Source organism: Bartonella sp. CB10SXKL (assembly GCF_042195515.1).
In the GTDB taxonomy this organism is placed as follows: domain Bacteria; phylum Pseudomonadota; class Alphaproteobacteria; order Rhizobiales; family Rhizobiaceae; genus Bartonella.
Genome location: NZ_JBHION010000003.1, coordinates 168,554 through 180,714, shown reverse-complemented (window position 1 = coordinate 180,714; position 12,161 = coordinate 168,554). Strand labels below are relative to the sequence as shown.

The following is a 12,161-nucleotide window of genomic DNA, read 5'->3' as shown; positions in this document are numbered from 1 at the left end:
AAAAGCATAAAACGAGAAGTACACCCATGCACCTTAATGAACAAGTCAAAAGCAAGGCTCAACAAAAGCCTCTCTTCGCTCATTTTTCTCTCGCTCACTTTCCCTCGCTCATTTTCCCCTCGCTCATTTTTCTCTCGCTCATTTTCCCCTCGCTCACTTTCCCTCATTCACATCGTATAATATGACGGGTGCTCCTTTCTGCTCAACCTCTTCTTCTAATTGCCGTATCATCTTGTTCAACTGACGTGTCACGATAAAACGCATAATAAAAACAATCGGTAAGAATAAAAAACACAGGCAAGCATCCATGTTAGTGGCTCGAATACGACAAGAGAAACAAAGTCCTGCCCTCTCCATATCTTAACGACAACAGTTATAACTATTGGAGCAGTCACTATAACCGTAGAAAGATAGAATATTTTTTTATAGTCTTGCCAAACAAGAGAAAGCTGTTTTTTATCAAACATTCTGCTGCTTTTTTATTTTGGGGAGATCTGTTTTAAGGCAATATCGCGTTCATTCAGCACGCATTTCAGTTCCTTTTTCACGCGACAATAAAGCCTCGCACGCTTGATAAACAAGTAACAAATTGTCCAAACTGGCACCCACAATAAAATATTTACGATCATATATAACAGGAAAGAAATGGCTATTAATGTTATAAGACTACCCGTCATTTTATCCTCCACGCCCATTCTGCATACGAATTGCCTGATCGCGTTGTTTTATTGCTTCTTCCAATTGTGGAAGTATTTTGTTCAATTTTCTTGTTAACTTTATGCACATCACCCAAATGATCGGAAAAAAGAGAAGAAATCCAATCCATAGAGAAGCGTTCAACAGTGACATGATCCCGCTGATCATATCACTCTTCCACCATACCAAATTTGCGATAGAGCAAGCAGCCCGCAAAACAGAAAAGAGGACAAAGATAAAAAAGATTATTTTACATTCTTTTGAAGAAAGAGGCAGAGATTCTTTGAAGTTAAGAAAGCGCATTTTCGCATCAAGGGTCTTATGCACAAGATTGTGTCTTTTCATTTCTCCCTGATCATTGCGCAATTGTTGTATGGCTTGTTTTTGTTGCATCGTACTCTTTTTCAAGTCTTGAGCGATTTTAAAAGATAACCTCATATGCTTGATCAACAGGTAAGGAAGCCTGACCATAACTATAGCCATTAAAATGGCAATGATGGCGATCCCTAAAACAGCCAAACATTTTATAACAATAGTCATTTTTCCCCCCTATCGCATTGATATGAAATCATCATTTTTATCCTCTGCTCAAACAAATGTTTCTAACCTCTTCATTGTTTTTTCCACGCCATACTGAAGGAAACTATGGAGAATTAAAATGACAGGTAAAAAAACAATAATCCATAGCCAGAACCACAACAGCAGCTGCATGACAAACATGCCAACCGTAAACAATAGAACCATATAACCGTGTAAAACAATCGCAGATTTTATAAGAAAAGAAAAAAAAGCTATCAAACCTGTAAGAGACACAATCACAATGAAGGCTAGAAAAAAGATGATAAAATAATCTTTTCTTGAAAGTTCCAAAGATTCTTTAAAAGAAAGGGGGCTTAATTCTATTGCACAAACTGTATTCTGTCCTTTCCCTCCTGCCTGATTATGCCTCAAATTCTGCGCTGCACCCTTTTTTAATTTGCGCCGCATCCAAAACAACAATATTGTCCGTTTTATCAACGAATAATAAAGTGCAAAGATTGTCATGACGGTAGAAAACAGTATCATGATCTCCCCGAGAAACATGAAAGCACCCAACCCTCCTGTGATCAACATTCCAAAACTCCTTACAAAAGAATTAGCCTCTCGTTTCCCTATTGTGTTCTGTTGAGAGATTGGTTGTCTAACTGTTGCTGCTCTGGCAATGTATCCCACAGCTTCATCATTTCCTTGACATCCCGTTTAGAGATGGCGTTAAAGACAAAAAAGAATGGAAAGAACAGCACAAGACAAAACCAAATCATTTGCGGTAAGAAACATAAACAAGCCCAAACACCATTCCATCCTACGTTACGCAAAAACAAGACAGCAGGATTATTTTCAAAAGGCTGTTTCAAAATCTCCTTAGTCATTTTTCGAAGATCTCCTTGTTCCATTTTCTCCAGTGCTTGAAACTGTTCTTTAGATATAATGTGAAAAAACTCCAAAGGGCTCATATAGACAGTCGCGGCAAAAAGCACCAACAAGGGGATAGCCCAACACAAAATGATGACGTAATCTCTTCTTGAGAGAGCCGTCCATTTTTTAAAAACTGCAGACTGTTTCACCCCTAGCTGTGATGCAAAAGCCGTATTTCCCTCATGGATAGATTGGTGTTGTGATTTATCTTCGATCATATGGATATTTTCTCACTTCTAAAATGCCCACTCACTCTTTGAAAACATGCAACCAGAAAAACCGATTTATCGAGCACTCTTTTCACCATGAAACCCGTGCTATAGGACTTTTTAAGTCTATTTTTTTAAATTCCCTATACGCGACAACATACAATCTCTCAGGCTTACAAGCACAAACGCTATTGTGTCTCCTTATCTATGACCCACACCTTAAAAGACAATGTTTCACAAAACTCAACAAGCAAAAATATTCAATCTAAAAAATATATGATGTGTAAAATTTTACTAATAACATACTGATTTATAACAATTTATTATTTAGCACCTTAAATGAGAACCCTCAGTAGCATAGGATTATCTTATTCCAAACCTGTTCCATATTGGGCCAATCCAAACCATGTCTCTTGCGCGTTACAAGCAGAAAGAGCCATATAGAGTAAAATATTAAGAAAGGATGATAAATGCCTCTAATGAAGCATCTCAAATGCCAAGGGCTGTCGCAACAATGAGAGCTGGCAAAATGTGTGATGCTATGGACTTTCTTCTTCACAAGCGTAAAAATGGAAGTGTGCAATAGATTTTATAGTATTCAAACTTTATATGGATTTCATTGGGGGACTTTATCGTTATACCCTTCATGAGCACCCTTGCGAAATGGTCAAAAGAGAGCCCTAAGACATGGCTCTTTAAAAAGCAACACAACACAAAGTCGAACAAGCAACCGATTATCCAGTATGAAAAGCGCGCGACAAACAACCTTAATCCTCATTTGAAAGCTTCTTAATTAAAAAGGCTTCATTAAAGATGAAATATCTCACAGCCCCCACATTTATACAGCCCCTACATTCATCAAGGCATCTCCCATAAAAGCATCTTTTTATAAAGGCATTTTCTTCTTATAAAAACAGCTTCTTTCGATAATGCATCCTTTCCTTTAAACGACATCCCCTCGTCTTATGATGAGATCCATTAAAACGGAAAATTTTATACTCTATAAAGGATACTTATAAAGAAAATACCAAACCAAATAGCGAGATCATTCACAGTTTATTTTAAGCCGATAAACGATATTTTATTTGAAAACATAGAGCATCTTATGCTATTATAATAGGATACGGAGGTTTGCTTTTTGCCGCTCTCTGCCACTCAACAGAAGATATTATATCTCCTATAAAGTATATAAGTATGCTTAATAGCGTGATGTATATCAAATATCTTGGGAAAGCGCCCACCAACAAAAAAATAAGAGAACCCAAATAACAAGCTCCCAACTTAAGAAAACAATGACCTTTCAAAAGTGGAATTGAAAAGTTTCCACAAAGCGCTCGTGAAAAAAGAGACAAATAATCCCATTAGAAAGACGATGACATGCCCTTGAAACACCATTCTTATTTTTTCATTCACATTTGACAAAAATTTTCCTTCAATCTCTCAAGAACAGTTAAAAAATATTTAAAAAGCAAATAATTCGCTATCCATGAAAAAATAAGCATGACAGGAGCGGAAGATAAGACTGATAGGGATAAGATAAAAAAGGTAAGAAACACTTTAAAGATGATTTTTTCGCCCCACACCGTTGCTTTTCTTTGCATTTAAAACGCCTTTAGTATCGTTTGTTTTTTGATCTGCAACGGCTGATATTTCCCAGTATTTGCTCACTCCCCCCCCCAGTATTTTCCTCCTTTTAAGTATTTTCTCCCTCTTAAGTATTTTCCCCCTCTTAAGTATTTGCTCCCCCCAATATTTGCGCCAAGTGCTTTTTACATCACTGTCCCCCATCAACAGACAGTTTCTTTTTCATTCAAATGGTTAAGTTCATGAAAATACGTAAAAAACGCGGTAGACCGAAAATAACAGGAAAGCGAGAGCCCAAAGGCCGTATTTCACGTGCCCAAAGCTCCAGCGAATCTGCGCTTCAATCTGCGATTGAAATGCGTGCAAAACACTTTGGTTTAAGCCTCGAAGAAGCGAAAAATCCGCTTGTTGGGACCTATATTGGGCGTCTTTGTTTGCTTGGCTATAAAGAGGCTTCATCAGGCATCAGTAAAGAGCAATATGACACGGCACAACAATACTTGCAAATTAGAAACGACTATTTATGTGCAAAAGGTTTACCAAACGGTTATTACGATGGTTTTACACACAGCGCATCAGATGAGAAAGCAAAAAAGCAATGGGTCCAAAGAGCAACGGAACACTATGAAAATATGCAAGAAGCAATTAAAGAAGCACAATATCTACATCGTCAACACAACTTTCATGCGGCATTACACTATCTTGTTATAGAAGATCAACCGCTGCCTAATCTTGTTGGTTCGTTGCGTATTATTCTTGATGCCCTTTATAAACATTTTGACAGTTCTACCCCAAAGAGCCTTTGCTAAAAACACTCATCGTTTCCTCCCCCTCACAGGATAAAGATTCTCCCCCTCCTTTTATAACATGCCTCTTTATAACCAGCTCCTTTATAAAGTCCCCTTTTGGCAGGGTGCACTTGAGATCCACTGAGCTTGCCCTTTCATAGAGTTTCATGGAATTAACAAGCTTAAAGCGCACAACAAACAAGCTTTAAAATATCCACCACGCCCTTAAAAAAATACTTCAACCTGTCAAAGAGACTTAACCTTAATCTACCCATGGCCTCACTTAACCATGCCTCAAAGGACAATAATTCACGGCATATTCACGGCATGGGCAGGATAAATATTTGCCCCTCTTTAAAACAGCAACATTCTCCCCTCTACCCCCATTGTAACAAACCACCCTCATCATAAACTTCGCCCAATATCGCGACATCCTTAGCTTTTAAGACAATTCATTATCGTCATTTTACGTCTTTTCTTGTACAATTCTATATGGCTTTCCTGATCTTATGACGGACAAACGCTATGGCTTTTATTTCAGCATAATCTGGGTTTCTCATTCAAAATAAATAATGATAAAATATCCACTATAAATCAATAGCTTATCATTAAAACAACCCGTTGATCTTTTACAAAATTAAAAGCATCATCCCTTAAAGGAAAGAAAAAGCCCCTACCAACAATCTTCTCCCTCATCAACAACTGCACCGATAACCCTCCACCCATCACACCACCGCTAATACGACAGCCAGCACAACCCCAATCGCCCCCACAAATCGCCAACACCTAAAGCGTTGCCCCGCAACACCATCCAACCACCGCCTTCCCAATTTCATCAATAAAATACCACGGATTTCAAAACCACAATTCTCCCTTCATCTTGTCCACGCCTTTCTCAAAGGAGAAAAAGCGTTTACTCAATAAATCTTTATACAGAAACCTTTAGAGACCCCAACAGCCACTCGAAGAGCCATCACGCCTCTAACCACCCACGGAACACCCCACCTCGTCCCCCCTCGAAACACCCTCTGCGCAACACCTAAAGCTTTGTCCCCGCAACACCATCCAACCACCGCCTTCCCAATTTCATCAATAAAATACCACGGATTTCAAAACCACAATTCTCCCTTCATCTTGTCCACGCCTTTCTCAAAGGAGAAAATGTTTTTTGCCACATCAAAAACTTTTCCATTAAAACAAGATATTTTGCTGCATAGCTAATGAATGAGCTTTTTTCTGTAGATTTTTTTCCACGATAAAAAAGGAAAAATAATCGTTTTGCGGTTGACAGAATATGAAAAATCGTATTTAATGACAGGTGCGGTAAGGGGTTTTCTGCGTCCAGATTTCATCATAAAATTTTCGCATTATTATAGACTATTATAAGTTATTATAGACTGTTATAAACAGTGTGTTTCGCGACAATGTTTAAAACTTTACGGTTTGAAGGTATCTTTCGTCTTTTTCTGACTGTTTTCTTTTGCATCACCCAATTTGCATCACCAACAGCCCCATAATTTTGAGATTTTCAAAACAAGCCGTATTCACTAAGGGCTCCCAACAGAACGCCCTAATAATCCCCCATAAAATACCAATATCATACATCACAGCAATGATGAGCAATACACGCATAAAAATATGAAAACGGCATCATTATGCTCTCATCGCCTCACCTTTCAAGATGCAAAGGCTTTTTTTCAAAACATTGTTTAGCCAGAATTGAAGAAGATAGTATCACCTATCGATCATCAACATAGAGGCTAAGATTATGAAGCCACAAGATTCTCCCCCACCTCATTCCTCACAAACACCAGAAGGAGCAAGTGCACCTGAAGGGGCGCATGCAAATGTATCATTAGACACTCTTGCTGCACATTTAGAACGGCTTAACATCGAAAAAATAAAAAACACTCCTTTCAACCGTGCCGAGTTAAAAGATATTGTTGCTGGTTTAGAACAACATAATGCCGATGGCAGTTGGATCAAAAATTATTATGACATTTTAGATCTTTACATGATGCCAGCCTTGGTAGATCAAGCAAATCGTAAATATCCAGAGATGAATCTTAAACTTGCAATGACACCTGACGACTTTGCACTCTCACTAAAAGAAACGCTCGAAAAGGGCATAAAATCTTCTAGACTGATTGTTAACGCAAAAGATAGGGGAATTCATTTTGCTGTCATTGATCATCAAACCATAGGGGACAAGACATCTCTGATATTTTTAGAACCTACCTCACTGCGTGACACACTCCCCGCCTTACTGGCATTAAGAACGCGACAATCCATTGAACATCACCAATTGCCTAACATTCATTTTGCCATGGCAGAAATGAATATTCAACGCAGTTCCTCTGAATGTGGGATGTTCAGCTTAAGCCTTGCTAAAAAGCTTTATCTCGAAGCTCAAAAATTAGAAAGACTACACAAAGATAATATTAAGGGTGTGTTATGTGAACCAGACACGCCTTTACCTGCTGAAAAATTAGATCCATATCTTCCAGCTCGTTTATACAAACACGTGCAAGGCAGAAGACGTCTTAGGGAATATCTAACAGCCAATCCAGAAGCAGCACATGAAAAAGTAAACAAAAAAGGCGAAACCCTAAGAGAGAGGTTTGAGAGAAGCTTGGTGGCAACAGAGACAAAAACTGTTTCTGTTTCACAACACAGAAAAAGAGCAACAGAATACAAATCTCTAATGATGTAATAAGCATTTGCCATAGCCCTATTCCACATCCACAAAGAATGGCGCTCTGCGGCTTTACGGTAAGATATAAGTTGCTGTTAGCAAATCTTCTTTTCCCTTTGAAAGAAGTAAAGAGCTAAAGATGCAAAAAGTAAGCAATTACCTCTTACAAAGACAAAAGATACCTTGCCTTAACTCTGAAAAGCGTGGGGTTTTGTCTTTCGTAACAAATTTTTTTTAATAAAGATGATTTCATCTCTTTGTTTTTTTTTAGCTAAAAAATCTTTCCTGCAAACATTGTTTAGCCAGAATTGAAGAAAATATTATTTTCTACCAATTATCAATATGGAGGCTAATAGTATGAAGCCACAAGATTCTTCCCTCCCTCATTCCTCACAAACACCAGAAGGGGCAAGTGCACCTGAAGGGGCGCATGCAAATGAATCCTTAGACACTCTTACTGCACATTTAGAACAACCCAGTAGCGAAAAAGGCAAAAATATCCCATTCAATCGTGAAGAATTAAAAAGTATCATTGCCCGTTTAGAGGATGATATCTCAACGGGTCGTTGGTTCACAACTAATTATGCAAGTACAGATCTTAAACTGATGCCAGCCTTGGTAGAACAAGCAAATCGTAAATATCCTGAAATGCGTCTTCAATTGGCAGCATCATCTCACGACTTTGCCCTTGCACTAAAAGAAAAACTCGAAAACGGCGTTCAATCTTCTAGATTTATCATTCACACAAAGGATAGGGGAATTCATTTTGCGCTCATTGATCATCAAACCATAGAGGACAAAACATCGGTGATATTTTTTGAACCTACAACATTCAACAATATGAAACCAGCGGTACTCGCATTAAGGACGCAATTGGCCCTTAAAGCGCATAATTTGCCCAACTGTTCTTTTGCCATGGCAGAAATGGACATTCAACGCAGTTCCTCTGAATGTGGAATGTTTTGTTTAGCGCTTGCCAAAAAGCTTCATCTTGAATCTGATAAATTAGCAAGATTGCACAAAGATAATATTAAGGGTGTGTTATGTGAACCAGATACGCCTTTACCTGCTGAAAAATTAGATCCATATCTTCCAACCACTTTTTATAAACACACACAAGGCAGAAGGCGTCTAGAACACTATTTAACAGCCAATCCGGATGCTGAACATGAAAAAGTAAACAAAAAAGGCGAAACTTTAACCGAGAGATTTGAAAGAAACTTAAGTTCAACAGAGACAAAAACTGTTTCTGTCTCACAACACAGAAAAAGAGCAACAGAATACAAATCTCTAATGATGTAATTGAGGCTTTTTCCATATTCCTATTCATCAAAGAACGAAGAGAGGCTGCTTTACAGCTAAGATTTCTCTAAGCAAACCAGCTTTTGCGCTCATAAAACAAAAATAGCAAACAACTTTCCTCTTAAAGAAAAAGCACCATTGTCCTATAAAAACCATCCCCTCTTAAAATTGCATCAAAATTCCAAAGCTCTTGTTAGCCCAAAGCTCTTTGTAATAATGAGACTATTTGGATAAGCAAAACGCTTGATACATAAAATATTTAATGCTTTCGTCTTCAGTAAAAGCATATGTCTTGTTTTTCTGAGAGTATCCACTTCGTATCTCAAACACCCCCACATCAATGCCATACGACCAAACAACCGCAATAGACCACACTTATCGTGCATCAACCAAACAACCGCCCGCACCAAGAAGGCTCCATCAAAAACACCAGGACAAGGTCTTAAAATCAACAACCTCTCTTAACGGAAAACGCCTGCCCAACTATTTATCCCTCTTTGCCAACCATTACCCCTCTTAGCCAACCATTACCCCTCTTTGCCCAACCATTACCCCACTTGCCCAACCATTACCCCTCTTGCCCAACCATTACCCCTCTTTGCCAACCATTATCCCCATTCCCTAAGATGTCACAACCAACCTTTTGATTTCATAAAAATTTCACATCTCTTCTGTTTTTGAAGCGTGAAAAATTTCATTTTTAATCTGTCAACCAGCCTCACGTTACCGTGAGGCTTTATTTTATGGAGAAGCAAATGAGAAAAATATCTAAAGCAGGGCTTGCACTCATTAAACAATGGGAAGGATTGCGTTTACATGCCTATAAAGATGCCATCGGGGTGTGGACAATCGGCTATGGTCATACCAGCACGGCTGGCAAACCGTTCGTTCACAAGGGCATGATCATTACTGAAAAACAAGCAGAAGAAGTTCTTTCTCAAGATTTAAGACAATTTGAGAATACCGTTGAAAAACATGTGCGGGTTTCCTTAACGGATGAACAATTCGCCGCGCTCGTATCGTTTTGCTATAATATAGGAACATCGGCTTTTTGTAATTCGACCCTGCTCAAAAAACTCAATAATGGCGAATATGAAGCCGTCCCTGCTGAGTTACAAAAGTGGACTAAAGCAGGAGGAAAACGTTTTCACGGTTTAGTGCACCGTCGTGCAGCAGAATCGGGATTATGGGCAAAAGGGGCTTATGTTTCTCCCAACTACCAAACCGTAGAAACGCAAACACCCATGGGATTTTTCAAAGCAGAAGCGCTTACACCGATTATTGGTTCTTTTTCTGGACTTGGGGGCTTATTGGCAGGCAATGGTCCCATCCAATGGGCATTGGCAACCATTATGGTTTTAGCCGCCTGCGTTGGCATTTTCTTTGTGGCAAAACGGTTTCGGGAGCAGCGCTTATGATGTGGTGGTTGAAAAAAAATCTGATGATAACAGGAGCGGCTCTGACCGCTTTTTTTATCGCTTTAGCAAAAGCTTTCACTCTTGGAAAGAAGGTTGAACAACAAAAGCAAATAGAAAAAACGCTAAAGTCATCAACAACACGGCTAGAGGTGGAAAATGAAATTAATCAAAAAAGTGATGCTGATGTACGCGCTTCTCTTACTCACTGGTTGCGCGATAAAAACAATCAATGAGCCTTTTTCTTGCGTTGGTTGGATGCCCATTTATTTAGACAAAAAAGATCTCAATATCATCAGTTCAAATCTCGCAAGAGATATTTTAAAGCATAACAAACAAGGGGAAGGCTTGTGTGGGTGGAAACATGGCTAGAAAAAAAACAGAGCTTACAGAAAAGGAAAAAGAAATCCTACAAGAAATCATCACAACGTATAAAAGTGTAAAAATGATGTCACGCTATACGAAGTGGATTATATTCATCATTTTCTTATTAGCACTTGATTTTTCACGGATCATAGATGTGCTGGGAAGTATTTTTACACAAAAATCGAATATTCAGCTCTAAAATAAATAAAAAACGTGAGACGTGTTAAATCTTTTTTTAAAATATAAAAAGCCATTCGTTATTTTTTGAAAACACGGAGATTTTATTGATGATTTTTTCACGTCTCACGAGAAATTTTTACACGCCTCACAAACGTCGTGCTCTTCACAAACGCTTTCATGAAATGAATTTAAGGGCATGAAGAGAGATTTTTAACCAACGCGTAAGTCAGCAACTTTGGTAACATAAGAAAAGGATCATACCAACGTACATTTTTTTAATAAACTATTGATATCCAAATGATTTTATACTCTTCATAAATAGCATTGCCAAGAATTTGTATTAAAAGACATTTCTTTTAAAGAAGCGCATAAACAAGCAATGTAATGGTAGCCTTACATAAAACTTCTCATCTTTACGTTGAATAAAAAAGCAAGCCGGCTCCTCCCACCCTCCCAATTTCCACCCTCCCAATGCCCTGCCTCCCAATGCCCTGCCTCTCAATTTCCACCCTCCCAATGCCCTTATGTTCTATGCATAAAGGTCAAGTTGAAGAGAATATATGGAAAATCCTTGGCTCGAAAATATGAAAAGAAGGCATGAGGCTACAACAGAATTTCGCGTGCCTTTATCATCAGAAGCATTAAAAATTCTAAAACAAGCGCGCCTACTGTCTAGTAATGATTTTTTTCGGCTACCTGTCATGGTCCCCTTAGCTCAAAAATTGCTCCCCACTCAAGAATTTTCTGTCACAATATAGGCAACAAACAGAACTTGAGTATAACAACATGGGTTTGGCTCCAATTTAGGTGATGAGCTTACCGAAAAAAAGATGAGAGCAAGGCGAAAAATTAGCTTTTATCTTTAAGCTTCTCAAATGGAGCAGTCTCCCCATTTCAGAGATCAACGAAACAGAGAGATGCTTATTCTCCTATGCAAAAGCTTGAAATACCAGCATCTTATTCATAAAAAAACAACCCAGCCCCATCATGCTCTTTTCAACTCTGTCTTTCCAACGCTCAATAGGTACTAACTCTTAGCTACTGACTTTTAATGATTGCGTTGGTTCATAAAACCGTAGTGACCTCTCACCTTATGAAGCACAAACACAGGATTTTTTAACGGTGCATACATAAACCTAAAATGAAAAAATAGAACTGCATTAGGAATAAATGACTATAAATCAAAGAGTTATATTTTTATTAGCACAATATTTTCAAAGGAAACCACGATCCCCACACAATAGAAACATTTCATAAAAACAAGAGAAAAAGCTATGGATTAAGAGTGAGCTTCATTCACAATGACGGTAGATCAACCAGAGGAGAGTAGAACAATCCTATAAGATAAAGAAACTGTCATAAAAGGAAAATTCGTATGAAACGTGAAAAAGCATAAAAAAACGGGCACAGAAGACCCGTTTCTTTATTATTTCTATGGAAAAGAGCTTAGAAATCCATTCCGCCCATTCCA

At 38.3% G+C, this 12,161-nt stretch carries 13 protein-coding genes; 7 read left to right on the top strand and 6 right to left on the bottom strand.

Features of this window, described 5'->3' with window-relative positions; genetic code table 11:
* Positions 1–248: 248 nt before the first annotated feature.
* The 4 genes from ACFIK3_RS03210 to ACFIK3_RS03195 form a co-directional block, all read right to left on the bottom strand.
* Complete coding sequence (locus ACFIK3_RS03210; RefSeq protein WP_375676248.1) at positions 249–467, bottom strand: hypothetical protein; 219 nt, start codon at positions 465–467, stop codon at positions 249–251.
* Between the two features lie 211 nt (positions 468–678).
* Complete coding sequence (locus ACFIK3_RS03205; RefSeq protein ID WP_375676247.1) at positions 679–1,236, bottom strand: hypothetical protein; 558 nt, start codon at positions 1,234–1,236, stop codon at positions 679–681.
* A gap of 48 nt (positions 1,237–1,284) precedes the next feature.
* Positions 1,285–1,809, bottom strand: a complete 525-nt coding sequence (locus ACFIK3_RS03200; RefSeq protein WP_375630975.1) for a hypothetical protein — start codon at positions 1,807–1,809, stop codon at positions 1,285–1,287.
* A 38-nt stretch (positions 1,810–1,847) separates the two neighbouring features.
* Positions 1,848–2,369, bottom strand: a complete 522-nt coding sequence (locus ACFIK3_RS03195; RefSeq protein WP_375676246.1) for a hypothetical protein — start codon at positions 2,367–2,369, stop codon at positions 1,848–1,850.
* A gap of 1,817 nt (positions 2,370–4,186) precedes the next feature.
* Between ACFIK3_RS03195 and ACFIK3_RS03190 the strand changes: the two genes are divergently transcribed.
* Positions 4,187–4,753 carry a hypothetical protein gene (locus ACFIK3_RS03190; protein WP_375676245.1) on the top strand — a complete coding sequence of 189 codons (567 nt, stop codon included), beginning with the start codon at positions 4,187–4,189 and terminating at the stop codon, positions 4,751–4,753.
* A gap of 1,464 nt (positions 4,754–6,217) precedes the next feature.
* On the opposite strand, the gene ACFIK3_RS03185 is transcribed toward ACFIK3_RS03190, so the two are convergent.
* Complete coding sequence (locus ACFIK3_RS03185; RefSeq protein ID WP_375676244.1) at positions 6,218–6,364, bottom strand: hypothetical protein; 147 nt, start codon at positions 6,362–6,364, stop codon at positions 6,218–6,220.
* Positions 6,365–6,500: 136 nt separating this feature from the next.
* Between ACFIK3_RS03185 and ACFIK3_RS03180 the strand changes: the two genes are divergently transcribed.
* Together ACFIK3_RS03180 and ACFIK3_RS03175 are read left to right on the top strand one after the other, a co-directional pair.
* A complete protein-coding gene (locus ACFIK3_RS03180) occupies positions 6,501–7,445 on the top strand; it encodes a YopJ/AvrA family T3SS effector serine/threonine acetyltransferase (protein WP_375676243.1) in 945 nt (314 codons plus the stop codon).
* A 339-nt stretch (positions 7,446–7,784) separates the two neighbouring features.
* Positions 7,785–8,729, top strand: coding sequence for a YopJ/AvrA family T3SS effector serine/threonine acetyltransferase (locus ACFIK3_RS03175; RefSeq protein ID WP_375676242.1), 945 nt, complete (start codon positions 7,785–7,787; stop codon positions 8,727–8,729).
* Positions 8,730–8,902: 173 nt separating this feature from the next.
* On the opposite strand, the gene ACFIK3_RS03170 is transcribed toward ACFIK3_RS03175, so the two are convergent.
* Positions 8,903–9,181: a hypothetical protein gene (locus ACFIK3_RS03170; RefSeq protein WP_375676241.1), complete on the bottom strand. Its 279-nt coding sequence runs from the start codon at positions 9,179–9,181 to the stop codon at positions 8,903–8,905.
* Positions 9,182–9,484: 303 nt separating this feature from the next.
* Here ACFIK3_RS03170 and ACFIK3_RS03165 point away from each other — a divergent pair, with 303 nt between their 5' ends.
* Genes ACFIK3_RS03165 through ACFIK3_RS03150 form a run of 4 tightly spaced genes read left to right on the top strand, consistent with a single transcriptional unit; the run spans position 9,485 to position 10,709 of the window.
* Entirely contained in the window at positions 9,485–10,147 is a 663-nt protein-coding gene (locus tag ACFIK3_RS03165; protein WP_375676240.1) for a lysozyme, read from the top strand.
* Positions 10,144–10,380 (top strand): hypothetical protein, encoded by a 237-nt coding sequence (locus ACFIK3_RS03160; protein WP_375606489.1) that lies wholly within the window; start codon positions 10,144–10,146, stop codon positions 10,378–10,380. The genes ACFIK3_RS03165 and ACFIK3_RS03160 overlap by 4 nt, the downstream gene beginning before the upstream one ends.
* On the top strand, positions 10,304–10,516 hold the full coding sequence (locus ACFIK3_RS03155) for a hypothetical protein (RefSeq protein ID WP_273790903.1): 213 nt from the start codon (positions 10,304–10,306) through the stop codon (positions 10,514–10,516). The genes ACFIK3_RS03160 and ACFIK3_RS03155 overlap by 77 nt, the downstream gene beginning before the upstream one ends.
* Positions 10,509–10,709: a hypothetical protein gene (locus tag ACFIK3_RS03150; protein ID WP_273790904.1), complete on the top strand. Its 201-nt coding sequence runs from the start codon at positions 10,509–10,511 to the stop codon at positions 10,707–10,709. Before ACFIK3_RS03155 ends, ACFIK3_RS03150 begins: the two co-directional genes overlap by 8 nt.
* The last annotated feature ends 1,452 nt before the right edge of the window (positions 10,710–12,161 follow it).